19 protein-coding genes are annotated in these 25,326 nt (G+C 68.3%); 4 read left to right on the top strand and 15 right to left on the bottom strand.

The genetic code is table 11. The features are described 5' to 3' along the window. Nucleotides 1-526: 526 nt before the first annotated feature. Both CIW53_RS10795 and CIW53_RS10790 read left to right on the top strand, forming a co-directional pair. Nucleotides 527-1,942, top strand: coding sequence for an MBOAT family protein (locus CIW53_RS10795; protein ID WP_149364717.1), 1,416 nt, complete (start codon nucleotides 527-529; stop codon nucleotides 1,940-1,942). Further along, nucleotides 1,917-3,074: a hypothetical protein gene (locus CIW53_RS10790; RefSeq protein WP_242451856.1), complete on the top strand. Its 1,158-nt coding sequence runs from the start codon at nucleotides 1,917-1,919 to the stop codon at nucleotides 3,072-3,074. Before CIW53_RS10795 ends, CIW53_RS10790 begins: the two co-directional genes overlap by 26 nt. Nucleotides 3,075-3,470: 396 nt before the next feature. Here CIW53_RS10790 and CIW53_RS10785 read toward each other — a convergent pair whose 3' ends face one another. Together CIW53_RS10785 and CIW53_RS10780 are read right to left on the bottom strand one after the other, a co-directional pair. Further along, nucleotides 3,471-4,703: a beta-ketoacyl-[acyl-carrier-protein] synthase family protein gene (locus CIW53_RS10785; RefSeq protein WP_149364716.1), complete on the bottom strand. Its 1,233-nt coding sequence runs from the start codon at nucleotides 4,701-4,703 to the stop codon at nucleotides 3,471-3,473. Further along, nucleotides 4,703-4,972, bottom strand: a complete 270-nt coding sequence (locus CIW53_RS10780; protein WP_149364715.1) for a phosphopantetheine-binding protein — start codon at nucleotides 4,970-4,972, stop codon at nucleotides 4,703-4,705. Before CIW53_RS10780 ends, CIW53_RS10785 begins: the two co-directional genes overlap by 1 nt. A 92-nt stretch (nucleotides 4,973-5,064) precedes the next feature. Between CIW53_RS10780 and CIW53_RS10775 the strand changes: the two genes are divergently transcribed. Together CIW53_RS10775 and CIW53_RS10770 are read left to right on the top strand one after the other, a co-directional pair. Beyond that, the gene (locus CIW53_RS10775) at nucleotides 5,065-6,135 is read left to right on the top strand and encodes a GNAT family N-acetyltransferase (protein ID WP_149364714.1); all 1,071 of its coding nucleotides are present in this window, start codon (nucleotides 5,065-5,067) and stop codon (nucleotides 6,133-6,135) included. After that, entirely contained in the window at nucleotides 6,128-7,009 is an 882-nt protein-coding gene (locus CIW53_RS10770; protein WP_149364713.1) for an arginase family protein, read from the top strand. The genes CIW53_RS10775 and CIW53_RS10770 overlap by 8 nt, the downstream gene beginning before the upstream one ends. Nucleotide 7,010: 1 nt before the next feature. Here the strand turns inward: CIW53_RS10770 and CIW53_RS10765 are convergent, their stop codons facing one another. From CIW53_RS10765 to CIW53_RS10705, 13 genes are all read right to left on the bottom strand, one after another. Beyond that, complete coding sequence (locus CIW53_RS10765; RefSeq protein WP_149364712.1) at nucleotides 7,011-8,222, bottom strand: DegT/DnrJ/EryC1/StrS family aminotransferase; 1,212 nt, start codon at nucleotides 8,220-8,222, stop codon at nucleotides 7,011-7,013. Between the two features lie 21 nt (nucleotides 8,223-8,243). Next, complete coding sequence (locus CIW53_RS10760) at nucleotides 8,244-8,651, bottom strand: EamA family transporter (protein ID WP_149364711.1); 408 nt, start codon at nucleotides 8,649-8,651, stop codon at nucleotides 8,244-8,246. Continuing rightward, on the bottom strand, nucleotides 8,648-9,028 hold the full coding sequence (locus CIW53_RS10755) for an EamA family transporter (RefSeq protein ID WP_149364710.1): 381 nt from the start codon (nucleotides 9,026-9,028) through the stop codon (nucleotides 8,648-8,650). Before CIW53_RS10755 ends, CIW53_RS10760 begins: the two co-directional genes overlap by 4 nt. Beyond that, a complete protein-coding gene (locus tag CIW53_RS10750) occupies nucleotides 9,028-9,864 on the bottom strand; it encodes an alpha/beta fold hydrolase (protein ID WP_149364709.1) in 837 nt (278 codons plus the stop codon). Before CIW53_RS10750 ends, CIW53_RS10755 begins: the two co-directional genes overlap by 1 nt. 84 nt (nucleotides 9,865-9,948) lie before the next feature. Continuing rightward, nucleotides 9,949-10,953, bottom strand: a complete 1,005-nt coding sequence (locus CIW53_RS10745; protein WP_149364708.1) for an HlyD family efflux transporter periplasmic adaptor subunit — start codon at nucleotides 10,951-10,953, stop codon at nucleotides 9,949-9,951. Next, a complete protein-coding gene (locus CIW53_RS10740) occupies nucleotides 10,950-11,702 on the bottom strand; it encodes an ABC transporter ATP-binding protein (RefSeq protein WP_149364707.1) in 753 nt (250 codons plus the stop codon). Before CIW53_RS10740 ends, CIW53_RS10745 begins: the two co-directional genes overlap by 4 nt. Nucleotides 11,703-11,707: 5 nt before the next feature. Then, entirely contained in the window at nucleotides 11,708-12,838 is a 1,131-nt protein-coding gene (locus CIW53_RS10735; RefSeq protein WP_149364706.1) for an ABC transporter permease, read from the bottom strand. Then, nucleotides 12,838-14,292, bottom strand: a complete 1,455-nt coding sequence (locus CIW53_RS10730) for an efflux transporter outer membrane subunit (protein ID WP_242451855.1) — start codon at nucleotides 14,290-14,292, stop codon at nucleotides 12,838-12,840. Before CIW53_RS10730 ends, CIW53_RS10735 begins: the two co-directional genes overlap by 1 nt. 171 nt (nucleotides 14,293-14,463) lie before the next feature. Further along, nucleotides 14,464-15,870, bottom strand: coding sequence for a sensor histidine kinase (locus tag CIW53_RS10725; RefSeq protein ID WP_149364705.1), 1,407 nt, complete (start codon nucleotides 15,868-15,870; stop codon nucleotides 14,464-14,466). Then, the gene (locus CIW53_RS10720; RefSeq protein ID WP_149364704.1) at nucleotides 15,867-16,556 is read right to left on the bottom strand and encodes a response regulator transcription factor; all 690 of its coding nucleotides are present in this window, start codon (nucleotides 16,554-16,556) and stop codon (nucleotides 15,867-15,869) included. Before CIW53_RS10720 ends, CIW53_RS10725 begins: the two co-directional genes overlap by 4 nt. Before the next feature lie 213 nt (nucleotides 16,557-16,769). Further along, entirely contained in the window at nucleotides 16,770-19,130 is a 2,361-nt protein-coding gene (gene pbpC, locus CIW53_RS10715; protein WP_242451854.1) for a penicillin-binding protein 1C, read from the bottom strand. A 125-nt stretch (nucleotides 19,131-19,255) separates the two neighbouring features. Further along, nucleotides 19,256-24,256, bottom strand: a complete 5,001-nt coding sequence (locus tag CIW53_RS10710) for an alpha-2-macroglobulin (RefSeq protein WP_149364703.1) — start codon at nucleotides 24,254-24,256, stop codon at nucleotides 19,256-19,258. Between the two features lie 148 nt (nucleotides 24,257-24,404). Continuing rightward, nucleotides 24,405-25,268 carry an alpha/beta hydrolase gene (locus tag CIW53_RS10705; RefSeq protein WP_149364794.1) on the bottom strand — a complete coding sequence of 288 codons (864 nt, stop codon included), beginning with the start codon at nucleotides 25,266-25,268 and terminating at the stop codon, nucleotides 24,405-24,407. Nucleotides 25,269-25,326 lie beyond the last annotated feature (58 nt).

The raw sequence follows: 25,326 nt of genomic DNA, 5'->3' as shown, positions 1-25,326 counted from the left end.
GGGGCAAAGCTGACGTGTTGCCGCTCGTTCAAAGTTGACCAGTGCTGCTCGTTCTCGAATGACCAGGTCGCGAAGGCAGGAAGTTAAGGCCTGGCAGGCTGCTGAAATACTCCTGCTTCGCTCCAAAATTGGTTTTTTTTCTTCACCATTTCGGCAGCCAGGTAAACGAACCATCAATCACTTGCGTCTGCTTCTATGGTCGCGGATTAATTTTCCTGGACCTGTCAAACAATATTTCAGCAGCCTGCCAGGTTCGATCTATTAATCATGTAGATGCTCATCCACAAACGAAAATATCAGCACTTTTCCGGTCAATCCGGCGCGAGCGCCAACACGGGAGGGAGAAAGTTGAATCGCGTCCTGCCCGGCGACCTTGCACCTGGTGCGTCCGGTGTCTCGCCAGCTCACCGGGCGGCCGGAATGTTTCTGCTCAACTTCCCTCCGTCTCGGCTACGCGAAACTTCTTGTCATGCCTGAGCGACCGGGCGTATAAGCGCAGGATTGGCCAAGACCACGAGGGGGAGTCGTGGTTTTCAATTCACTGGCATTCCTGGTGTTCTTCTCGCTCGTGCTCGTGATGCACGCGATGCCGTTCGCCTGGCGTACGCGCAAGATCAACCTGCTGATCGCCAGCTACCTGTTCTACATGGCGTGGAACCCGCCGTTCGTGATCCTGTTGTGGATCTCCACGGTGGTGGACTGGTTTGCCGCGCAGAAGCTGGTGCATGCCGAGCGCCTTGCGGTGCGCCGCGCCTGGATGCTGCTGTCGGTGGTGGCCAACCTGGGCATGCTCAGCTACTTCAAGTACGGCCATTTCCTGATGGAGAACTTCAGCGACATCGTGTCGGTCTACGGCGTGCACTACGTTCCACCGAAGTGGGACATCGTGCTTCCGGTGGGCATCTCCTTCTATACCTTCGCCACGCTGTCCTACACGCTGGACATCTACCACAAGCGCGCGCTGCCGGCGCGCAAGTTCCTCGACTACGCGCTGTTCGTGACGTTCTTCCCGCATCTGGTGGCCGGCCCGATCATGCGTCCGACCGAGCTGGTGCCGCAGTTCGAGCACGCGCACCGCGCCTCGCGCCGGCAACTGCAGTTCGGCCTGGTGCTGGTTTTGGTGGGCATGTTCCAGAAGGTGGTGCTGGCCGATACCTTCCTGTCCAAGGCGGCCGAGGCGGTCTACAACGCCGGCCAGGCGACCGGCGCGCTGGATGCCTGGATGGGCACGCTGGCCTTCAGTGGGCAGATCTTCTGCGACTTCGCCGGCTACTCGACCATCGCCATCGGCGTGGCGATGTGCCTGGGCTTTGCCATGCCCGACAATTTCCGCTTTCCGTATGCGGCGGTGGGCTTTTCTGATTTCTGGCGCCGCTGGCACATCACGCTGTCGTCGTGGCTGCGCGATTACCTGTATATCCCGCTGGGTGGTAGCCGACACGGACCGGCCCGAACCTACGCGGCGTTGATGGGCACCATGCTGTTGGGTGGCCTGTGGCACGGGGCCGGCTGGACCTTCGTGGTGTGGGGTGGCCTGCACGGCACCTATCTGGCGGTCGAGCGCGTCCTGCGCTGTCGTTTCGCCGGCTATCGTCCCGGCCCCTTGATGCTGTTTGCCCTGGGCATGCTGACCTGGATGCTGGTCAACGTGACCTGGGTGTTCTTTCGCGCCAGGACCTTCGGCAAGGCGTGGGACGTACTGACCGGCATGTTCGGCGCGCACGGCGGCGCCGATCCGATCCTGTCGACCATGCTGGTCACCACCACGCTGCTGATCGTGACGGGCATCGTGGCGGCGCACTGGTGGATGCGCACGCGCACGTTGGAGTCGGTGCTGCTCAGAGTGCCGGTGATCCCGCTGTCGCTGGGCATGGGCCTGATGGCCTTCCTGATCGTCATTGCACAGGGGGAAGGCAGTGCGTTCATCTACTTCCAGTTCTGACGAATACAGTGAGCCGATCGCCACTCGGCCGGGCTTCGTGCGCCAGACCGCGGCAGACCGGCCAGGCGTGGCCCAGCCGGTACCCGAGCGCGATATCCCGGACCGCGCCTGGGGGCCGATCTGGATCAGCGCCGTGCTGCTGGCAGTGCTGCTGACCGGCGCCTGGGAATGGCACTGGCGCGCGTACGGGGTCACTCCCAGCTACCGCAACAGCGACGGTCAGTGGGCGCAGCAGCGCCGCCGCATCGACCACGGCGAGGGTGACGCGCTGGTGCTGATCGGTTCCTCGCGCACGTTGTTCGACATGCAGTTGCCGGTGTGGAAGCAGGTCACCGGCGAGCAGCCGATCCAGTTGTCGCTGGAGGGCACCTCCTCGCTGCCGGCGCTGGAGGACCTGGCCGCCGATCCCAAGTTCCACGGCCGCGTGCTGGTAGGCGTGACTACCTCGCTGTTCTTCAGCGGCTATGCCGGTCGCGCCGCGGCGATCAGTAACTGGCGCAAGCAGTCGCCGAACGATCGCATGGGTACCGCGCTGTCGATGCATTTCATCGAGCCGTACCTGGCCTTCTACGATGAGGACTACGCGCTGAGAACCGTGCTGGCGCGTCAGGCCTGGCCGGTGCGACCCGGCACGCATCCCTACGAGGACGTGCGCAAGTTGTCGCTGTCGGATCGGGACCGCAATACCTACATGTGGCCCAAAGTGGTCGACGATCAGGCGTACCGGGACACGGCTCGCCGCATCTGGGCGCAGCAGTGGAGCGGTCCGCCGCGACCGGGAATGGAGACGTCGGCCAAGCGCCAGAAGATCGCCGATGCGCAGATCGACAGGGCCGTGAAGGCGGTGCAGACATTGCGCGCGCGTGGTGCGCGGGTGGTGTTTGTGCGCCAGCCGGTGATCGGGCCGTATCGCGCCTTCGAGGATCATGCCGAACCGCCCGCCAGCACCTGGGACGTGTTGCTCAAGCGCAGCGGTTCGCCGGGTCTCGTCTTCAGCGACTATCCGGATTTGCAGGGTTTCAAGCCGCCGGAGTGGTCGCATCTGTCACACGCCGATGCCCTCAGGTACACCGCGCTGCTGGCGCCCAAGGTCGAACGGCTGTTCACGCGAATGCGGGACGGAGGAAGTTGAATCGCGTCCCGTTCGGCGTCCTTGCCTCGGAAACAGGAGGCAGAGTCTGAGGTTTCCCCACGAATCTCCTCGATCAATCAACACCGGCTTTTTCTGAAAGTGCGGGCCAGGAAGGCCCGCTGCTCTACCGGGGCCCCTGTGCGGCGGTGAGGCGGGGACGACAGGCCGCGCAGCGGGAGACGACAGGGATGTCGGCTCCTTTTCGCCAGGGCAGGCGACGGCATGGATGCCGGAGTTGAGGCAACGCAGGAGCGGTTGCCCGATGGGCGGCAAGCGCCAAGCAAGAGCATCGCGCGCAAGCGCGCTCCTACAGGGCATGCGTTGTCTTGCGCGACGACTGAAGTGCGATTCCTGCCTTCGCAGGAATGACGGGCAAACGAGATCGAGATTTCCCGATTACGGCGCCCGCTTCAACGCCAGCACCGCGTTCAACCCGCCGAACGCAAACGAATTGCTGAGCACCGCCCGCACCGGCATCTCGCGCGCCACGTTCGGCACGTAATCGAGATCGCAAGCCGGATCAGGTTTGTCCAGGTTCGCGGTCGGCGGCACTACGCCGTCGCGCAGCGCGCCGATGGCGGCGACCAGTTCCAGCGCGCCGGAGGCGCCCAGGGCGTGGCCGTGCATGGACTTGGTGGAAGACACTGCGAGGCGGTCGGCGTGGATGCCGAAGGCGAGGCGGATCGCGCGGGTTTCGGTGGCGTCGTTGGCCGGCGTGCCGGTGCCATGGGCGTTGATGTAGTCGACGTCTTGCGGGTTCAGTCCGGCTTCGGCCAGCGCCTGGCGCATCGCGGAGGCAGCACCTTCGGCGCTGGGCATCACGATGTCGCTGGCGTCCGCGCTCATGCCGGTGCCGGCGAGCTCGGCGAGGATGGTGGCGCCGCGTGCCTGGGCGTGTTCCAGCGACTCCAGCACGAAGATGCCGGCGCCCTCGCCCAGCACCAGACCGCGCCGGTTCGCGCTGAATGGCCGGCAGGTGTCGTCGGCCAGCACGCGCATCGCTTCCCACGCTTTCAGCGCGCCGTAGGTAATGCAGGCTTCGGTGCCGCCGGTGACCGCGGCGTCGGCCAGGCCGTAGCGGATCTGCTGCGCGGCCTGGATGATCGCGTGATTGGCCGAGGCGCAGGCGCTGGCCACGGCATAGGTGGCCCCGCGCAGACCCCAGGCGATGCTGATCTGGCTGGCCGAGGCGTTGGTCATCAGCCGCACGATGGTGAGCGGGTGCGCGCGCTGCGCGTTCTCGCCGTACAGGCGCCGGCTCTGTTCGTCCTGGGTGGTCTCGCCGCCGACGCCGGTGCCCACGATCACTGCGGTGCGCAGGCCCAGTCCGCCGCTGGCGAAGTCCAGGCCGGATTGGGTCACGGCCTCGCGCGCCGCATGCAGTGCGAATTCCGAGGTGCGGTCGAGCAGGGGCAGGACGCGTTCGTCGATGTGCGCAGCGGGATCGAAGTCCGCCGGTACCTGGGCGGCGACCTTCACTCGCAGGCGCGCGGCATCCGGATGACGCAGCGGGCCGATCGCGCTGCGGCCCTCGCACAGACCCTGCCACAGCGCCGCGGCGCCCACGCCCTGCGGGCTGATCGCGCCCATGCCGGTGATCACTACCCGGCGCGTCGACACGGTGGGCATTACTTGCTTCCTTCGCCGGCGGCCTTGTCGTCCAGCGCCTTCTGCACCGCGTCCACCAGGCTCTGCGCGGTGTCGGTATCGAAGTTGGCGCCCTGCTGCTCCGGGAAGTTGATATCGAAGTGCTCCTCGATGTCGAAGATCATCTCGATCGCCTCCAGCGAGGCGACGCCCAGATCCTTCAGCGTGGATTCGGGCCGGATCGTCGCCACTTCGATCTTGGCCTGCTTGGCGATGATCTCGAACACTTGTTGCTGGATCGTTGCGGTCATGACAGGGTCCTTGGTGGCAGGCGACAATGGAAGGCTCACGCAAGGTGCCTCGCGCAAGCTGGCCCTTATAGTCTAGGCACACTCGCTTACTCATGCCTTTCATTTCACAACTGGAACCGGACGCGCTGCTCGCGGCATTCATGGCGGAGCCGCCAGCCGGCTTTGTGGTGGATCGTTCGCCGCAAGGCATGCCGGGCTTCGTGGCGCCGTTCGACCTGCTGACCACGGCGGACGATGCGCTGCGCCGGCGTGTGGCCGGCCTGCCGCTGTATCGTCGATGGAGCTGCCTGCTGCGCTGGCGCACGCGCTTTGCCGGCACCACCGTCTCCGAATACGCGCCGTTGCCGGCGGACGTATCGCCGGCCGCGCTGGCGCAAGGCCTCAAGGCCGCCTACGGGCGCGAATGCCGGCTGCTGATCGTCAAGGACATCGCGCAGGATTCGCCGCTGCTCGACGATGCCGACAACGCGTACGCGCGCGCCTTCGCCAGCGCCTGCGAAGACGAGGGCTATGTGCTGCTGGAGGGACAGGCGCTGGCGTGGGTGCCGATCGATTTCGCCTCGACCGACGACTATCTGGCGCGACTGTCGTCCGGCCGGCGGAAGAACATCCGGCGCAAGTTGCGCTCGCTGGCCGGGCTGGAGATCGAGGCGGTGCCCACCGGCGACGCGCGTTTCGACGACGCCGCCACGCTGGCCACGTTTTACGCACTGTTCGACAACGTGTACGCGCAAAGCGAGATCCATTTCGATCGGCTGACCGCGCCGTTCTTCCGCGCGCTGCTGCAGGATGCCGACAGCGGCGGCGTGGTGTTCGTCTATCGCCATGCCGGCCGGATGATCGGCTGGAACCTCTGCTACGAACACGGCGGGAAATTGATCGACAAGTACGTCGGCTTCGCCTACCCGCAGGCGCGCGAGCACAACCTGTACTTTGTCAGCTGGATGCACAATCTCGACTATGCGCGGCAACGCGGCCTCACCCACTACGTTGCCGGCTGGACCGATCCCGAAGTGAAATCCTTTCTCGGTGCGCGCATGACCTTCACCCGCCACGCCGTGTATGCGCGCAACCCGCTGCTGCGCATGCTGCTGCGCCGGCTCGGCGGTCATTTCGAAAGCGATCGGCAGTGGCAGGCGAGCACGGAGGTCACCGATGAGTGAGCTGGCGAACCGCCCTGTCGTGCTCGACATCGATCGTTCGGTGGGGGCACTGCCGGGTCGGCTGGTGCTGCCACTGGAACACTGGCAGGAATCGATCCGTTTCGGTTGCTCGCTGGCGACCATGCGGCGGTTCCGCACGATGCTGGACCAGCTGCTGCCCGCCGAATACGGCACGGTGTTCACCGGCAGCGGCGACTTCCACCATCTGAGCTGGCCGCTCATAGCGCGGCTTTCCGCATCCCGACCCTTCCAGGTCGTGGTGCTGGACAACCATCCGGACAACATGCGCTTTCCGTTCGGCGTGCATTGCGGTTCGTGGGTGCGCAAGGTGGCGCTGCTGCCGCAGGTCAGCCACGTGCATGTGCTCGGCATCACCTCCGGCGACATCGGCGCCGGCCACGCGTGGGAAAACTACCTGGCCCCGCTGCGCCGCGGCAAGTTGAGCTACTGGAGCATCGGGGTGGACACCGGCTGGTCCGCGCGGCTGGGTCTGGCACACGCATTCCATGGTTTCGATACCGCCGATGCGATGGTCGACGCGTTCGCCGAAGCGCAACGCACGCAGCAGGCGCCGAGCTACCTCTCCATCGACAAGGATGCGTTCGCGCCCGAGGTGGCCCGAACCAACTGGGACCAGGGACAACTGCAGGTTTCCCACGCGCTGGCATTGATCGACGGCCTTCGTCACGGCCTGCTCGGCAGCGACATCAACGGTGAAGTCTCGCATTACCGCTACCGCAGCTGGTGGAAGCGCAAACTCTCCGCGATGGACGAACAGCCTGCGATCGATCCCGAGCAGCTGGCCGGCTGGCAGGCACAGCAGCATGCGTTGAACCTGCGACTGCTGGACGCCATCTCGGCGCGGTCCGCCTGATTCAGGCCAATACCGCTTCCAGCGTGCGGCAAATGAGCTCGAAGTCGTCGTCGTCCAGCCATGGGCTGTTGCTGATGGTGAGGCTGCGCGCGGCGAAATCGCGGGCATGCGGCACGTTCTGCACGGGAACCACGCCTTCGAGATAGGCGTAGTCGGGCAGCGCGTGGATGAACAGGCGGCTGACGCCGCGGCCGGTTTGCCAAAGCTCGCTCAGTGCAGCGTCGCGGCGTTCCGGGCTGGGCAGCAGCAGCAGCAGAAACGGCCAGGTTCCGCGCGCCCCGACGGGATCGTCGAGTACCTCGACGCCATCGATCCGGCGCAGTCGCGGCAACCGTCGTTGTGCCTGCGCGGCGAGCCGATCGAGAAACGCCGGCAGGCGGGCGGCGGCGTGCGCGCCGACACCCTGGCGCCAGCGGCCGACGCGGTGCAGCGGGACCGTCAGCGGGAAATCGTCACCCACGGCAGCCACCGGATCGCCGCGGCGCAGGGCGCGACACAGCGGGTTGCCGTAAGCCAGCCGCAGTCCGCAGGGGCGGTACAGCGCGGCGTAGCCGAGCAGTTCGAGGCAGCGCTTCCATTCCCAGCCGAAGCTGCGCGGCACGGTGCGCGCGGCGGTGTGCGCGAGGCGTTCGCGCACCGGCGGATCGCGCGCCAGCAGCAGGCCGCCCTCGTAGATCGACAGGCCCTTGCCGGCGGCAAGGCTGAAGAAGCCGATGTCGCCGGCAAGCCCCACGCTGATGCCGTCGCGGCGTGCGCCAAGTGCCTGCGCGGCGTCCTCGATCACGTACGCACCCACGCTTTGCGCAACCGCGACGGCACCGGCAACGTCGGCGACGCGGCCGGCCAGGTGGGTCGGGATGATCGCCAGCGTGCGTTCGTCGCAGGCGGCGCGCAGTGCGTCCGGATCCATGTCGTAGTGGCCGGGGCGCGTGTCGCACAGCTGCAGTTCGAGCCCGGCCTGGTGCACGGCGATGGCCACCAGCGGACAGGTGAAGGCGGGCACCACCACGCGGCGGCGCGCAGGTCGCAATTCGCTCAGCGTGATCAGGGCGATCAGCAGACATGCCGTGCCGGAACATTCCAGCTGCAGCGGCGGCGTGCCCAGCTGCGCGGCGATGTCGGCGCCCAGCGTGGGCGCGCCCGGTCGCAGGTCGCGCAGCCGCAGCGGCAGTCCGGCGGTAGGCGGCAGTTCGTGGTGGCGACGGGGCAACATGCGCGCAGCGTAGCCGGGCGCTCAGGCTTGTGCCGTAGCGGACGTCGCGTCGGTCGCCTGCTCGCGGCTTTCGGCCAGGCCCAGGCAAACGATGCCGGCGATGATCGCCATCGCGCCCAGCACGCGGGCCAGGTTGAGGTGTTCGCCGAACAGCCACACCGACAGCAGCATCACCGACACCACTTCGAGATGCGAAGCGGCAAAGGCGGGCCCGATCGGCGCGTGCTTGAGCAGCGCCATCCAGGTGAAGAATGCGCCGACGTAGCCGATCACCGCCCCGTAGACCCACGGCTGGCCGAACACGCGCAGCAGCCATGCCAGGCTCGCCTCCACCGGCAGCGCCTGCGTGCCGGCGTATTTGAAACTGATCTGCGCCAGCGTGTCGAACCCCATCAGCAACAGGAAGCCGAACAGGTAGAAACGTTTCATCCGCCGATCCCCACGATCGCCACGCCCAGCGTGACCAGCGCGATGCCGAGCACCCGCAATCGGGTGAGTTCTTCGCCGAACAGGAAGCGTCCGGCAAGCATGATCGCGACGATGTTGATCGACCCCAGCAGCACGCCTTCGGAGAGCGGGATCAGCGACAGGAACGCGATCCACACCAGGAACTCGATGACGTAGCAGCCGATGCCGAGCCACAGCCATGGCCGCGCCGCCATGTGTTTCCAGCGCGCGAAGCCGTCGCCGGCATGCTCGTCGCCGGCCGCGGCCTTGAAGGCCAGCTGGCCGCCGGTGTCCAGCACGATGTTGAGCAGCCACAGGCCGACGACCACGCTGGAGATGGCGCCCGCCGCCGGCATCATCAGGCGGCGGCGCGTTGCGCGCCGGTCGACGCGGCGATGCTGTCGAAGAACGCGGCCGATCGCTCGATCAGGGTGCGTCGTTCCTTGTCGATGGTGATCATGTGGTAGCTGTCATCGAGCAGCAGCAGCTCGGTGGGCGCGCTCACGCCACGCATCACCAGTTCGGCGTTTTTCAGGCTGGCGACGTCGTCTTCGCTCGCGTGCGCGACCAGGCACGGCGCACTCACCTGCGAAAGCTGGCGGCGCACGTCGGCGGCCAGCCCATGCATCTCCGCCAGCGAATACCACGGGTTGCCGGGCAGGCCGGCGGCGGCGCTGTCGCCGCCGAGCATCGCCGTGCTGACCTGGGCGCGCAGGCGTTCGTCGCGGATGCCGTAGGGCGGCTGCTCCATGAAGCTGCGAGCCCGGCCGATGCCGAACCGCTTCAACAGCGGCAACAGGAACGACAGCCGCGCCAGCCACGGAATGCTCCAGCCGTCGTAGCGGAAGGTGGCGCCGTAGACGCCGACGCCGGCCACCTGCCCCGGCCGGTCGGCGGCTAGCTTGAGTGCCAGCAGCGCGCCCATCGAGAGGCCGGCGACGAACAGATGGTCGACCTTGCCCAGCAGTTCGTCCGCGGCCCGTTCCACGCTGGCGTACCAGTCGCGCCAACCGGTGGCGAGCAGATCCTCGACGTCGCCGCAGTGCCCGGCCAGCTGCATGCCGTGCACGGTGAAACCGGCGCGGTTCAGCCCCTTGCCGAGCAGCCGCATTTCCATTGGCGTGCCGGTGAGGCCGTGGATCAGCAGCACGCCGCTGCGGCCACCCTCGAAGAAAAAGTCGGTTTGCTGGATCACGCGGTTGACCTGTACATGCGGGCTCCCGATCGCATGATCGGGAACGGCCCTTGCCAGGGTCGAGCTTGGCAGATGGCGGTTTCCTCAGTCTTTCGAAACGGCCGGGGTCGCGGCCTTCGCCGTGCCGAAGCGCACCAGCACGCGCTGGCCGATGCGCAGGTTCCGGATTTGATCGGAGCGGCCCCCATCAGGCCGGGCTTCATCAGGATTGGGCTGGTCCAACGCCAGCACGCATTCCACCGTGCGGGCATTGGCGCGCACCTGCGGATCGTTTTCCAGCGTCGCCGGCCCATACACCTGGCCGACGCGCAATACGTGGGCACTCCAATGCGCGCTGTCGGCATCGCCACTGGCGGCCACGTCGGCCGGCATGCCGGGGTGGACCGCGCCGACGAAACTCTCGTTGAGCTCGGCGCGAACGATCCGCGGCTTTTGCGGCAGCAGGGTGAACAGCGCTCCGGAGGATGGCGACACGGTGGCGCCGGGCTGCGCCGACACCTGCACCACGTCGGCGTCGAACGGTGCGCGCAGGCTGCGTTGCTTCAGCTCGTAGCGCGCCTCGTCCAGCTTCTGGCTGGCCATGCTCACGGCCGCGCGTGCGGCAGCCTGTTCGGCATCGAGCTGGGCGACCGCCTCGCCAGCGTCGTCCGCGCTCTGGCCGTCGCCGGCACCGGCGGCGACCGCGGCAGCCAGTCGGTGCGCGCGCTGTTTCGCCGCAGCCTGCTTGATGCCCAGCAACTTCAGCTGTGCCTGCGCCTGCGCCAACTGCGCCTGCGCCGCATCCACGGCCAGCGTGGCCGGTTCGGTGTCCAGTTCGGCCAGCAACTGACCCCGCCTGACGTGATCGCCTTCATGCACGGCAACCTTGGCCAGCGTGCCCTCGCGCGGCATCGACAGCGCCAGCAGGCCGCCTTCGATATCGATCCGGCCACGCGCCACGGCGGCATACGACGCGGGGGCGGCGTCCGCGCCGCTCGACGGAGCGTTCGAGCGGGAACAGGCCGCCAGCAGCCACGCGGCAGACAGCGCAAGGCAGCCAAGCCGGAGCAGGCGCGCGCTGCCGGCGCGGCGGGGTGGACGAAATGTCATGAGGGAATTTCCTTGGATTGCGTGACCGCCGCATGCGTGCGTCGGTCGCTGAGAATGCGGCCGTCCTCCATCGCCAGCACCCGATCGGCGTGCACCACCAGGCGCGGATCGTGGCTGACGCACAACACCGTGGTGCCGTGGGCGTGCGCGATGCGATGCAGGATGTCGATGATCATCTGCCCGTTGGCGGCATCCAGCGCACTGGTCGGCTCGTCGGCGAACAGCAGCTCGGGCTCCTTCGCCAGCGCCCGGGCGATCGCCACGCGCTGCTTCTCGCCACCGGACAATTCCGACGGCCGCAAGCGCATGCGATGCGCCAGGCCGACCTCCTCCAGCGAGACCCGGGCGCGACGGCGCGCCTCGTCGCGTGACAGGCCCATGTGGTTGAGCGGCAACTCGACCTGCTCGAACGCGCTCAGTGCCGGAAACAGGTTGAAACCCTGGAACACGAAACCGGTGTGCTGCAGGCGGAAGCGTTCCAGCGCGCGCGGGTCGAGCTGGCCCAGTTCGCTGCCGAGCGCGTGCACGCGGCCGCTGTCGACTTTCTGCAGCCCGCTGAGGATCGCCAGCAGGGTGCTCTTGCCGCAACCGGACGGTCCGGAAATCAGGGTCAGCTCGCCGGCCTCGATGCCCAGCGTGAGACCGTCGAGCACCTGCGTGCGCTGCTGGCCGGAAACGAACGCCTTGCTGATCCCTTCGGCAAACAGGGCGGGTCCGGAAATCTGTTGGCTGGCGGTGGCGGGATGCATCGCGACTACCTCAGCAACGTGGCGGGGTCGGCGCGGCGCAAGCTGCGCATGGCGGCCAGCCCGGAGACCGCGGCCAGCCCCATCACCAGCACGATGCAGGCCAGCGCGGCCGGCACGTTCAGCACCACCGGCACGTCCTGGCTGCGCGCCAGCATCAGCAGCAGCAGGCCGAGCACGCTGGCTCCGAGCAGTCCCAGCGCACCGACCCAGAATGCCTGCTCCAGCACGACCCGACGCAAGGCCGCCACGCCCACGCCGAGCGCGTTGAGGGTGGCATATTCGCGCACCGAGCCGTTGACGGCGGCGATCAGGGTCTGGCTGGTGATGGCCGCGCCGACCAGGAACACGATGCCGGCCAGGAACAGCACGCCGGCGCCGGCGCCGGTATCGAACAGCCAGTAGAGCACCGAGAGGCGGGCGAAATCGTCGGCGCTCCAGGTCGTGTAGGGACCGAACGCGGTGGCGCCGCGCAGGCGCGCAGCAACCGCCCCGGCCTTGCTCGGGTCGCGCAGTTTGGCGACCAGATAGGTCGGGCCATTGTCGGCAGGATCGTCATTCAGCCGCCGCGCGGTATCCAGCGAGCACAGCACGTTCACGCCGCCCAGCGCCCGCAGGCCACTGCTGATGCCGACCACCCGCACCGGATGGCCGTTGATGGTGGCAGTCTGGCCGATGTCGACACCCAGTTGATCCAGTGCGGAACGATCGACGACGACAGCATCCGGTTCGACCAGGCGCGCGCGCAGGCTGGGCGGCAATGCCTTGGAGAACATCAGGCCATTGGCGCCCGGATCGATACCGGAGACGAACACCGAGACGCCGCCGGTTTCGCCGACGCCACGCCAGTCGCCGTCGACCCAGATGTACGGCTCGACCCGCTGCACCGCCGGATCCATCAGGACACGCGATTCCACGTCGGCACTGATCGTGCGGCCCGAACCCACGCTCTGGGTACCGGGATAACCCACCCAGACATCCGCCGATGAGCCGGTGATGTACAGACTGGTGCTGCCGAAGATGCCCAGCACCAATGCGATTTGCAGCAGTTGCAGCAGACCGGCGAAGCCCACCGCCAGCATCGCCGGCAGGAAGCGGCGCCATTCGTAGATCAACGTCTTGCGTGCGAGGGCGACCATCAGCGGCGCGTTCCGTCGGGAGTGGCGGAGGCAGGTGGCGAGGTTGCCGTGTCGTCGACCGGCGGCAGGGGCGCGCCGCCCAGTGCCTTGAACAACGCCACGTAAGCGAGGTTGCGTCCGGCGCGGGCATCGGCCAGTTCGATCGCGGCCTGGGCGAGGGCGATCTGGCTGTCGCTGCGGTCGGAGGGGCTGTCCAGATGCAAGTCGACGCGGGTGTGCATCGCCCGATCGGCGCGCTGCAGTGCCTGCCACGCCAGCGTGCTGTGCTGTTCGCGCTGCTGTTGCTGCTGCAGGTTGCCGAGCGCGGTTTCCACTTCGGCCACGCCTTGCAGTACGGCTTGCCGATACGCCAGTACGCTGGCCTTCAATTCGTGATCCTTCGCTTGCAGGGCGGCCTGCCGGATGCCCCAGTCGAACAGCGGAATATTGATTTCCGGCCCGAACGAGTCGATCGCATTGGGCGTGCTGGACTTTTTGTGGTTGTTGTCGATGTCGGTGGACCAGTCGATCGAGCCACCGAGGCCGATGCGGGGGAACAGATCGGCATGGGCCAGCGCCTGCGCACCGGCGGCCTGCAAGACGTCCGCTTCGGCGCGGGCAATTTCGGGGCGCGTGCGCAGCAGGTCGGCCGGGGCACTGTCGAGTTTCCATGCGCCCAGTTCGGGTGGCGTGCCCGGTTGCAACCACGCCGGGTCGGGCCGATTGTGGCCGAGCAACACCGCCAGTCGCTGTGCGCTGGCGTCGATCGCCTGTCGTGGTGCGGCCATGGCTGCCTCGGACTGTGCAAAGGCTGCCTGTGCCTGATCCACGGCACCGGACGACACCAGTTGCAGCCGTCGGCGCACCTGCATTCGTTGCCATTCGTGCTGGCGGGCCTTGCTGATTTTCGACAGCAGTTGCTCCTGCTGCTGCGCGGTGCGCAACTCGATCCATTCGCGTACGACTTCGGCGACCAGCGACACCCGGGCGCTGCGCAGGTCGGCGATGCCGGCATCCAGTGCCCCTTGCGCTTCGCGCCGACTGCCTTCGGCGCGGCCGAACAGGCCCAGTTCCCAACTGGCGTCGAAGCCGACAAGGAGGTACGAGGCGCTGGCGTCCGGATCGACCACATCATTGGTACTGGCGCGCAGCGCCGGCTGATAGCGGGCGTGCGCGCGATCATGCAGTGCGCGCACGGCACGCAGTCGCTCGACGGCCTGCGCCACGTCGAGATTGTCGGCCAGCGCGCGATCGACGAGTGCGTCGAGTTCGGGGTCGGCGAAGGCATGCCACCAGCCGTGCAGGTCGGTCGGCTTGGCCGGATTCGAGGCCATCGCATGCTGCCATTGGGCCGGTACGGGTGGTGCCAGCCTGGGCAGCGGCGCGGCGCAACCGGCCAGCCCGCACAGCAGGATGCCGAGCAGGCATGCGCGCCGTCGGTTGCCGGGTGTGGCCTCGCTCGATCGACGTGTCACGGCGTGGAATCTTCCGTGGCGACGATGCGGCGTGGATGCCTTTGCCGGGGTTCGAGGATGATCATCTGCGTCATTGTCGTGGCGGAATCTTTGTTTAGTCTAACGATGGTGATGAAACGCAGAAACACGGACGCTCGACTCGTCGCGGATACCCGGCGCATCATGCACCCCTCATGCTGCCGTCGGGGGCGGCGGCGGGAAGCGCACTTCCACGCGCAATCCGTGTACTTCGCCGAGCCGGTAGATCACCTGGGCATGATGTCGCTCGACGATCCGCTGGACGATCGCCAACCCCAGTCCGCTGCCGCCTTCGCTGTTGTCGGCGACGCGAAAAAAGCGCTCGCTGAGCCGCGGCAGCAGTGCCGGCGGCACACCAGGGCCGTCGTCCTCGACGCTGAGCGCGGCGCCACCATCGTCGAGCGCCTGCAGATGGACGGTGACGGTGCTGCCACGGCCGGCATAGCGCACGGCGTTGTCGATCAGGTTGTCCAGCAGGTCCTGCACGCTGGCCGCATCGCCGAGGATGCGCAGCGGGCGCCGACTGCCCTCGAAGCCGAGGTCGACTCCCGCGCGGATCGCTTCGTGCACGCGCTGTGTCACCGCTTCGGGAATCAGTTGGCCCAGGTCGAGCAGGCGCAGTTCTCCGGTTTCCCCCGGCACCGCCTGCGCGCGGGTCAGGGCCAGCAATTGCGAGGACGTGCGCGCGGCGCGCTGGGTCAACCGCTGGATGTGGGTCAATGCGTCGGTGACGGTTTCCGGGCGCGGGTCGGCAAGCGCGCGATCCACATGCAGGCTCAGGCCGGTCAGCGGCGTGCGCAACTGGTGCGCGGCATCGGCGATGAAGCGGTCGTGCAGGGCCAGCATGCCGCGCAGGCGACCGAACAGCGCATCGATGGTGCGCGTCAGCGGCTGGATTTCCTGCGGTACGTCGGCACCGTCGATCGGGGTCAGCTCGTGCGAGCGCGCGGCCAGCCGGGCGGTCAACGGATCGAGCACGCGCAGGCCGCGACTGACCCCGAACCAGACCAGCGACAACACGCTGGCGATCAGCAGCGTCTGCATCAGGATCGCCAGCAGGAGGATTTCCTGCGCCTGCTGGCGACGATCGTGCAAGGTTTCGGCGACGGTGACGGTCAGGCTGCCGGCCGGGTCGCGCAGCGAGGCCGTGCGCACGGTGGCGGCGCGAAGGGCGTGGCCGTCAAGCTGGACGTCGTACAGCCCCGGCGCGGCATCGGGCCTCGGCACCTGCGCGAGTTTCGACAATCGGGCACTGCCGGCCACCAACCCGTAGCGCGAGCTGTTCACGCTGAAGTAGCTGCGGCCATCGGGATCGTACTCGAGCAGGAAGCGGGCCTGTTGCGAGAGCACGCCGCCCGACTGGCCGCTGTTGAGCATCTTGGCCAGCGTCAGCGCGTCGTCGCCCAGGTCGCGGTCGTGCACGCGGTTGGCGTAGGCCAGGGCCACGCCATAGGTGAGCAAGGCATCGAGCATCAGCAAGGCCGCCATCGGGATGAGCAGGAAAATCAGCAGGCGGCGGCGCAGGCTGGGGCGCGCGGGCGGCGAGTACAACGGTTTCATGCCGAACCGCTCGCGGAATCGGCCACTTCTTCCAGCAGGTAACCAAGGCCGCGGATGGTACGCACGCCGGTACCGCTGCCTTCGAGCTTGCGGCGCAGGCGATGGATGGCAATGTCCAGCCCGTTGTCGGTCAGCTCCTGATCCCAGTCGCACAGCGCCTCGATCAACTGTGCGCGACTGGTCACCCGATCGGCGCGCATCGCCAAGGCCTCCAGCAGGCCGAATTCCCGCGCCGTCAGCTCGAGCGGCACCTGACCGATCCAGGCACGGTGGCCGGGAAGATCGAGCCGCAATCGACCCAGCTGGAATTCCGGCTTGCCCTGGCTGCCGATCCGCCGCAACAACGCCCGCACGCGCGCCTCGAATTCGCTCAGCGCAAAGGGCTTGACCAGATAATCGTCGGCGCCCAGATCGAGCACACGGACGCGCTCGGCCAGGCTGTCGCGCGCGGTCACCACCAGTACCAGCAGACCCTTGCCGCGCTGGCGCAGGCGCTGCAGGACCTCGCTGCCATCCAGCACGGGCAGGCCCAGGTCCAGCACCAGCAGGTCGTAGCAGTGATCACGCATGGCCGCGTCGGCAAGGCTGCCGGTGGCCACGTGATCCACCGCATGGCCGCCATGGCGCAACGAGGCGCAGATGCCCTCGGCGATGGAAGGGTCGTCCTCGGCCAGCAGGATGCGCATGAGGGTTTCCGACGGCACGTGGATGGGCCACATCATGAACCTGCCGGGCCGGTTTGGCCGGGCACGTTCATGGGTGGGCAGGCAATACCGGATGATCCCGGCTCCGCGCGCTTCAGACAACACCGTTCGCCCGCAGTTCGCCGCCGTCGATGCCGTCATGTGCCGCGGATGGTGTTCGACTCCGACTGCCGTGTCGCCGCCGGCGCGGCACGGTCAATCGGCGACGTTCAGCTGCAATGAGCTGAAGGCACCGCTGCGCGCCAGCGCGGTCACCGTGTGGTGGCCCGGCTGCTGCAGGGTCAAGCTCAGCGGCGCCGCGCCGTCGCTGTCGCCCTGCAGCCGGCCATCCAGCAGCCACTGCACGCTGCCTTGCGCGCCCAGCGCGCGCAGGGTCACGCGCAGCGGGCGGTCGCTGTTCGGCGCCTTGCGCAGGGTCACGCCGTTGGCCACGCCGGCGATGCGGATCGGCGTGGCGCGATCGAGCGAATCGGCGGCGCAACCGGGGGCAAGCGGCGGCAGCGCGGAGCTTTCCCGGTCATCCTGACCAAGCCACGGCGTGGCCAACGGCGGCCACCGCGCCAGCTGGATCGTGTGTTCATGCGCGGCGTGGCAGGCACCGCTCAGGCGCTGGCCTTTTTCGTTCACGCGCAGGGTGAGCAGGCCGGACGACCACGCACCGAGGTCGCGTTCGGCAAACGTGGGCGGCAGCGCGTCGTCGAGTACCCATGCGCTGCGGTGCTGGCGACACAGCGCGGGATCGGTGGCGGCGACCGCGCCGCCGAGCGGCCAGCAGATTTCGACCGACTTCACGCTGGCCGGCTGCGCGCCGGCGTGGCCGCCGCGCGAGGGCAGCATGTCGACGATCTGGAACAGCAGCGGCAACGCGGTCACCGCGCCGTACTGGCCGGGCGACGGCGTGCCGTCCGGGCGGCCGATCCACACGCCGACGGTCCAGCGGTCGGTGACGCCGATCGACCAGGCGTCGCGGTAGCCGTAGCTGGTGCCGGTCTTCCACGCCACCGTGGCGTGCCGGTTGATCGCGCCGGCGAGCGGGCCGCCTTCGACGTCGGCCGGATTGCTGGCGAGGATGTCGCGGATGATCCACGCCGCGCCGGGCGACAGCAGCCGGCGCGGGCGCGCCGGTTGTTCCGTGGTGTAGCGCGGCGTGCCGGCGATGCCGCCGTTGGCGAACGCGGTGTACGCGCCGACCAGGTTTTCCAGTCGCGTGGACGCGCCGCCGAGGATGATCGACAGGTTCGGTTGCGCACCCGCGGGCAGGCCGAGGTCGACCCCGCCATTGGCCAGCCGCGCCACGAAGCGGTTCGGCCCGACCCGGTCCAGCACGTCCACCGCCGGCACGTTGAGCGAGCGCTGCAGCGCTTCGGCCGCGCTGACCGGGCCGCTGAACGCTTCATCGAAATTGCCCGGCTTGTAGCCGCCGAAATCCTGCGGCGCATCGACCAGCAGGCTCTGCGAGTGGATCAGCCCGTCGTCCAGCGCCAGGCCGTACAGGAACGGCTTCAGCGTCGAGCCGGGCGAGCGCGGCGCGTTCACCATGTCGATGTAGCCATGCCGCTGCGGATCGGCGAAGTCGCTGGTGCCGACGTAGATGCGCGCCTCCAGCGTCGCGTTGTCGACCACCAGCAGCGCCGCCGACGTGTGCGCCGGCAGGCGCGCGAGATACGCACTGACCCGGTCCTCGGCCGCGCGCTGCAGGTTCGCGTCGATGGTGCTGGCGATGCGTCGCGCCTGCGGTTGCTGCCGGTGCAGGCGTTCGGCCAGCAAGGCCGCGGACAACGGCGCGCGCAGCGAACGCGCCACCACCGGTTCGATCGCCGCGTCGCGCACTTCATCCGCGCTCCACACGCCCAGGTCGCGCATGCGACGCAGCACCTTGTCGCGCGCGGCGCGCGCCGCCTCGGGATGGCGATCCGGCCGCAGCCGGCTCGGTGATTGCGGCAATACGGCGAGCAGCGCCGCCTCGGCGTGCGACAGCCGCGTCGCCGGCTTGCCCAGGTACGCCCACGAGGCCGCCTCGATGCCTTCGATCGGCCCGCCGAACGGTGCGTGGTTGAGGTAGAGGTCGAGGATCTGCGCCTTGCTCAGGTGCGCCTCCAGCTGCAGCGCGCGCAGGATCTGCACCAGCTTCCCGCGGAAGCTGTGCGGGATCGGTTCGATGATCCGCGCCACCTGCATGGTCAAGGTGGAACCGCCCGAGACGATGCGGCCGTGGCGCAGGCCGCCGGCGAGACCGCGCAGCAGCGCGTAGGGATTCACGCCGGGATGGCGGTAGAACCAGCGGTCCTCGTAGGTGAGCAATGCTTTGAGATAGAGCGGCGAGACCTGCTTCGCCGTGGTCGGGTAACGCCACACGCCGTCGCTGTCGGCAAACGCGCGCAGCGGCGTGCCGTCGCGCGCAAGCACCACCGTACTGCCGGTGTCGGGGGCGGGCAGATGCAGCGGAAACAGGCGGTCGAGGATCACCGCCATGAGCAGCAGCACGGCCACGGCGATGCCGCTGGCGCGCAGCCAGCGCCATGCGCGGGAACCGGTTGTGGAAACTGGAGTGTTCATGCGCCCTTTGTTGTAGGAGCGCGCTGGCGGGCGATGCTCTTGTCTTGAATTTCCGAACCGGACATCAGAGCAAGGGCATCGCCCGCCAGCGGGCTCCTACACACACATATGCATGCACGGTGGCGTTACGGTTCGACCACGGTGATCTTCGCGGGCTCCACCTTGCCGATGCCGCGAATCGCCGGGCGGTACATGTCCTCGACCAGCGGCGGCGGCACGGTGTAGGTGCCCGGCGTCACCGCGCGCACCAGGTAGAACACGCGGGCCTTGTCGCCACGGCTGAGGTTCAGCGCGGCGGCGTAGCGGTCGTCGCGGTATTCCTCGTGCACGATCTGCGCTGCCGAGGCGTGCTCGTCCAGCTCGATGCCGTCGATCACCACGCCGGACCACGACTGCGCGCCGCCGAGGTTGAGGTTCTCCACCTCCAGCCCGCCCGGCAGCAGGTCGGTGACCAGCGCATCGGGGACGTTCATGCGCGCCTCGATGCTCAGTTCGACGATCAGCGTGTCGCCCTCCTTCAGCTGGCTGCCGCTCCACGGCTTGCCGTCGGTGGTGAAGTAGCTGCGCCGCACGTCGATCTGGCTGGCGTCGGCCGGCGGTGCCTGCTGCGGGATGCCGGCCACGTCGAGCGTGGCGAAAATCGCCGCGTCGCTGGTCGGCTGCACGCTGACCCCGGCGTTGAGCTCGGCCACGCTGAGCGCGCGGCTCCACACGCGCTGGTCCGGGGCAGATTCGGTCTTGCCGTTCACCGTGAGCGTGGCGGCCAGCGGCGCATTGCTTTTCGCATCGAATGTCGCCGCCACGCGGGCGATCGCCGCCTGCTCCTGCGTGCTCAGGTACGACCACGACCAGCGGTAATCCTTGTCCTGCTGCTGGCGCACCCGCACGTTCGCGCTGGCGTTGCGCGCCCAGTCGACCAGCTTGGCGTCGTAGGCGGGCTTGCTCATGCCGTAAGTGTGGGTGAGCGCGACCATCAGCGCCAGGTCGCGCAGGTCCGAGCCGTAGTCGCCGACGTACCACGGGCGCTCCTTGCTCCACGCGAACGCCTCGTCCACGGCTTTCTGTGCGCGCTCGGTGTCGCCCATCAGCTTCAGCGCGATGCCCAGGTGCACCAGCGGCAGCGGGGCGACCAGCTTCTGCCGTTCGTTGTCGAAGATCGCGCGCAGCGTGCCCAGCGGCGCGCGGTTGACGCGGGCCAGCACGAAGCCGGAGTACGCCTCGTCGGCGATGCGCAGGTGGTCGTGCTGCTCGTACTCGTAGTACGGGTGGCCGCCGGCGAGCAGGTCGTCGTTGAGCCGCTGCAGCGCTTTCTGCAGCACGTCCTGCGGTACCGCGAAGCCGGCGTCGCGCGCGTCCAGCATGAAGTCGACCACGTACGGCGTGGTGAAGGTGACGATCGGACTGCTGCCGCCCCAGAAGCTGAAGTGGCCGTTGCTGGCCTGGAACGAGGCGATCCGCGACAGTGCGCCGTCCACCGCGGCCTTGCGCACGTCGTCGCTCATCACTTGCGCACCCAGCGCCTTGGCCGTGGGGCCGTCCAGGATCAGCGCGGCGTAGCCCTTGCTGGTGGTCTGCTCGATGCAGCCGTACGGGTAGCGCAGCATGTCGCGCAGCGCAGCCGCGTACGGCAGCGGCGGCAAGGTGCTCAGGGTGATCCGCGCGTTCACCGTGGCCGGCAGCAGGCCGGCGATCGCGGCGGCGCCGAGGTGCTCGGGCTTGCCCGCCTCCAGCGCCATGGGCGTGGTGCTCACCGTTTCCGGCCAGGCCGGGCGCACCGCGAATTCGAAGTGGCGGTCCACGCTGTAATCGTTGAGCTCGGCGTGGATGTCCACCGTCGCCACCGCGGCGCCCGCGCCGGCGGTGACCGGCATGTGCAGGGTGGTGCCGGCGCCATCCTTCAACGCCGCGCTTTGCGCAGCCTTGTCCACCGTGATCGGGCCGCCGCCCTTGACGCTCACTTTCGCGGTGCCGTCCTTGCCGGACAGGTTCTTCAGATCGAGGCTGATCATCGCCTGGTCGCCCGCGGCCATCACCCGCGGCGTGCTCGGCTCGACCACCAGCGGCGCGCGCACGGTGACCGCGCCGTCGGCGTTGCCGTAGCGGCTGTCGGTGTACGCCAGCGCGGCCAGGCGCAGGCTGCCGTTGAAGTCGGGTACGTCGACGTGCAGCGTGGCCCTGCCCTGCGCGTCGAACGCCACCGGGCCGGTGAACAGGTCGACGATCTGCACCTTCGGGTTGAGCCGGGTGGCCTTCGGCAACGCCGCACCGCTCATGTCGCCGCCGTAGCGCAGTTTCGCCTCGGCGCCGTCCATCGCCTCGATGATGCGGCTGTACAGGTCGTACGCATCCACGCTCAAGGCACGCTTGGCGAACAGCCACGCCCACGCGTCGGGCACCGGGTAGTCGGTGATGTTGAGCACGCCCTGGTCGACCGCGGACAGCGTGACGAAGGCCTTCTGCCCGGCCAGACCGGTGGCCTGCACGCCGACCTCGAGCGGATTGCCCGGGCGCATCAGCGCGGGCGCGTCGAGCTTCAGCGGGATGCGCCGGTCGTTGCGGTCCATCGCCACGTATTCCACGCCCATCGCGCGCGCCGGCGTGGTGTGTTCGGCGGCCTCGCCGCCGCGGAACACCAGCGCCGTCACGTAGACGTCGTGGCGCTCCCACTCCTTGGTCACCGGGATCTCGAAGGTGGCACCGGCTTTCGCGTCGATGTTCTTCGTGTAGAGCAGGTGGTCCGATTCCACCAGCAGCACGCCGGGGCCGTCGTGCGGCGGCGTCACCATGACCTTCATGGTGTCGCCCGCGCGGTAACGGGCCTTGTCCAATTGCAGCTTGACCTTGTCCGGGCGCGCCTCCTTGCCGAGGTTCTCGTCGTCCCAGCTGTAGCCGGCGAAGAACGGGAACACCGTGGTGAGTTTCGTGGCCGGGTCGTACACCTCGACGCGGTAGCTGCCCCACTGCACCGGGAATTCCACCTGGGCCGACTTGCCGGCGGCGACGTCGACGTCCTTTTCCTCGATCAGCTGCAGGCGCTGGTTCGCATTCGACTGCCAGCCGCCGTCGCGCTCATACAGCCAGTAGAAGTCGCGTAGTTCACGCTGCAGGCGCACTTTCAGGTGGCTGCCTGCGACCAGCTCGCCGTCCGCGTTCGCGCGCACGATCTCGAAACCGACGGGGCTTTCGCTTTCCGCGCCCTGCTTCGGATCGAACAGCGGGCGCACGCCGACCAGCGCGTCGGCCGGCCAGTAGGTGCGCTTGAGCAGGCGGGTCACCGCGCGGCCGCCGCTTTCGTACACGCTGCCGGACAGGGTCACCGCCAGCGGCGCGACCGGTTTCACGTCGTCGGGCAGCGCCACGTCCTGCTCCAGCACGCCTTGCGCGTCGAGCTTCGCATCGACCACGTCGTCGGTGCTCTTCGGCAGCTCGACCAGCGGGTTGCCGAAGAAGGTGTCCTTCATCTTCTCCAGCGGATGCACTTCCGGCGCCACCAGCAGTTTCGCGGTGAAACGGTTGCCATCGGCCGGCGCGCCGTACAGGTAACTGGAGGCGACCTTCAGCTTCAGCGGCTCGCCCGGCGCCAGCCGCTGCTGCGGGCTGGACAGATCCACCTTGAGCCGCTCGGGCAGGAACTCCTCGACATGGAACGGGAACGCCTGCACGGTCTCCTTGGCTGAAGGATCGAGGCGGAACTCCAGTTGCCACAAACCGGTCGGCGCGTCGGCGGGGATCGCCTGGCTCAGCTCGAAGTAGTTGAGCTGCTGCGGCTCCAGCCGCTTTTCCACCAGGGTGCGGCCGTCCGGCTGCTTCACCCGCACGAACAGCGACTGCGCCTTCATCGGCTTGCCGTCGTCGTCGCGCAGCAGCGCCGAGGCGCGCAGCGTCTCGCCGGGACGGTACAGGTCGCGGCCGGACCAGGCGTACACCTCGAACGGCGCCTGCCTGCGGCCGCTGATGTCGAAGTTGGACACGTCCAGCGCCGGCCGGTTGAACGGCAGCACCGAGACGTCCTTGCCGTGGCGCGCCACCAGCACGTCGGCGGCCTTGATCTTGTACGCGAGCAGCGCGTTGCCGTCGGCGCCGGTCGAGGCCTTGAACTTGCTGCGCCCGGCCGCATCGCGGATCTCGATGTCCACCGCATTCACCGGCGTGCCGTCGCGCAGCGAGGCCACGTGCAGCAGCACGTTGTCGCGGTACACGCGCAGGTGCAGGCCGAGGTCGCTGACGAAGAAGGTGGCGGTGTCGTAGCCGTCCTTGAACGTGCCGCCGGCCTTGACCACCGCCATGTACACGCCCGGCTGGGCCAGTTCCTTGATGTTCTGCACCGGCAGATAGGTCACGGTGCGCTCGTTCGGCTCGCCGCCCAGCGTGTAGTGGTTGGCGTAGACCGAATCGGCGATCTCGGTGATCGGCATGCGGCTGCGCCGCTCGTCGCCCTCGCCGCAGCTGTTGTAGTAGGCGACGTCGTGGTCGAGTTCGTAGCTGTCGCGGTGGCCGTTGCGCGGGTAGCTGCAGAACAGGTCCGACAGCGCGTCGTCGCGCACGCGGAAGAACTCCACGTCGGCGTCGTGCACGTTCATTGACACCAGCGGCAGGCCGCGGGTGCCGCGCGCCGGCAGCACGCTGCCGTGCGAGGCGAAGCCGACCGCCGCGGGCAGGTTGCCGGAGTACACGTCGTGCTTCACCTCGTGGCCGAGGGTGCGGCCGTCGGCGGCGAGCAGGCCGGCCTTCAGCTGCACCACATAGCGCGTGTTCGCCTGCACGAACGGGAAGCTCAGCGTCTTGCCGTCGTTGTCGAGGCTCCAGCTGCCGCTGACCACTTCGCCGTTCGGGCCGGTCACCGCGATCAGCGCGTCGAACGCCTGCGCCGAGGCCAGCGTGGCGTTGAAGCGCAGGGTCAGCGCGGTGCGCGAGTCGGCGGCTTTCGAGCTGGCCGATTCGAGCCCGAACGCCTGCTTCACGACGGCATCCCGGGTCGACGCCGCCACAGCCGGCGCACCCTGCAAGGCGGGTTTGCCGGTGTCGCTGCCGCGGTGACAGGCGCCGACGGACAGGCACAGCAACAACGAAACAGCGACGCGCGAGAGCGCGGCGCGCGAAATGCACACGATCGACCGACGTGACATGAGTCTCTCCCTGAGTTCGCCCCAAGTATCGCTGCAATTCATGGCAACTTGCTGGCGGGGATCGGGCGCGCGCCCGTCGCCCTGTGACGCAGTGCCGGGACACCCGCCGCGGCGTCGCCGAAACCGGCCAGGCGTCGCGCTGCCGTGGCTAGCTACGCGGAGGGACAGCGTGCCGACCGAGCCAGTCGGCGAGCTGCATCAGCACCTGCGCGCGACCGGGGTCGTTCTCGTTGAACAGCTCGTGATAAAGCGTCGAGAAGAAACGCGTGGTCAGCAGCCCGGTCGATGCCGCCTTTCGTGCGAAGGCACGGCTGCCGGCGGGATCGACCAGGTCGTCGCTGTCCGCCACCAGCAGCAGCGTCGGCACGGACAGGTCGGCCGCATCGGCGATGCAGGCGGCACCGGCGCGGAAGATGAAATCGGCCAGCCGCGGCGTGATCCAGCCGGTGCGCAGCGGATCGTCACGGTAGGCGGCGACCACGCGGGGATCGTGCGAAAGCTTGTCGAAGTTCAGGCCATTGCGCAGCGGCAGCCACGGCGTGACCCGTGCCAGCACCCGCGCCAACCGGCGCAACCACGCCGGCTCCCAACTGCGCAGCGCGGGCGAGGACAGGAGCAGCGCCGGCGGCGTGATGCGGCCGTCGAGCACCGTGCGCGCGGCAACCATGCCGCCCATGCTGTGGCCGAGCAGCAGCGGCGGATGCGCCAGGCCGGCAGCGTAGTCGAGATAAACCGTCGCCAGATCTTCCAGCAGATCGTCGCCATGGCGCAGCGCGCCGCGCGGACCCGGCGTCAGCCCATGGCCGCGCTGGTCGTAGCTGCGCACCGCGTAGCCGCGCTGGTTGAACCACTGCGCGAGGCGTTCGTACCGGCCGCTGTGTTCGCCCAGCCCATGCACGATCAGCACCGCGCCGCGTGCCTGCCTTGCCAGCGGCCAACTGCGCAGAAACAGCCGCTGGCCGTCGGCCATGTTCAGCCAGCCGGTGGTTTCGCCGCTGACGTCGTGATCCATCGCTTGCCGCCGCTGTTGCACCCGATCCTCCTTTTGCCGGCGCGTGCCGGTGGAAGCT

Source organism: Rhodanobacter sp. T12-5 (genome assembly GCF_008329435.1).
GTDB lineage: Bacteria > Pseudomonadota > Gammaproteobacteria > Xanthomonadales > Rhodanobacteraceae > Rhodanobacter.
This window is presented reverse-complemented; position numbering and strand designations above follow the sequence as displayed.

Bases quoted from the DNA above. Each gene is read 5' to 3' on its own strand.
- CIW53_RS10785 (WP_149364716.1), bottom strand. From the start codon at position 4,703: ATGCCCACCGTGTCGACGCGCCGGGTAGTGATCACCGGCATGGGCGCG.
- CIW53_RS10780 (WP_149364715.1), bottom strand. From the start codon at position 4,972: ATGACCGCAACGATCCAGCAACAAGTGTTCGAGATCATCGCCAAGCAG.
- CIW53_RS10775 (WP_149364714.1), top strand. From the start codon at position 5,065: ATGCCTTTCATTTCACAACTGGAACCGGACGCGCTGCTCGCGGCATTC.
- CIW53_RS10770 (WP_149364713.1), top strand. From the start codon at position 6,128: ATGAGTGAGCTGGCGAACCGCCCTGTCGTGCTCGACATCGATCGTTCG.
- CIW53_RS10765 (WP_149364712.1), bottom strand. From the start codon at position 8,222: ATGTTGCCCCGTCGCCACCACGAACTGCCGCCTACCGCCGGACTGCCG.
- CIW53_RS10760 (WP_149364711.1), bottom strand. From the start codon at position 8,651: ATGAAACGTTTCTACCTGTTCGGCTTCCTGTTGCTGATGGGGTTCGAC.
- CIW53_RS10755 (WP_149364710.1), bottom strand. From the start codon at position 9,028: ATGATGCCGGCGGCGGGCGCCATCTCCAGCGTGGTCGTCGGCCTGTGG.
- CIW53_RS10745 (WP_149364708.1), bottom strand. From the start codon at position 10,953: ATGACATTTCGTCCACCCCGCCGCGCCGGCAGCGCGCGCCTGCTCCGG.
- CIW53_RS10740 (WP_149364707.1), bottom strand. From the start codon at position 11,702: ATGCATCCCGCCACCGCCAGCCAACAGATTTCCGGACCCGCCCTGTTT.
- CIW53_RS10735 (WP_149364706.1), bottom strand. From the start codon at position 12,838: ATGGTCGCCCTCGCACGCAAGACGTTGATCTACGAATGGCGCCGCTTC.
- CIW53_RS10725 (WP_149364705.1), bottom strand. From the start codon at position 15,870: ATGAAACCGTTGTACTCGCCGCCCGCGCGCCCCAGCCTGCGCCGCCGC.
- CIW53_RS10720 (WP_149364704.1), bottom strand. From the start codon at position 16,556: ATGCGCATCCTGCTGGCCGAGGACGACCCTTCCATCGCCGAGGGCATC.
- pbpC (WP_242451854.1), bottom strand. From the start codon at position 19,130: ATGAACACTCCAGTTTCCACAACCGGTTCCCGCGCATGGCGCTGGCTG.
- CIW53_RS10710 (WP_149364703.1), bottom strand. From the start codon at position 24,256: ATGTCACGTCGGTCGATCGTGTGCATTTCGCGCGCCGCGCTCTCGCGC.
- CIW53_RS10705 (WP_149364794.1), bottom strand. From the start codon at position 25,268: ATGGATCACGACGTCAGCGGCGAAACCACCGGCTGGCTGAACATGGCC.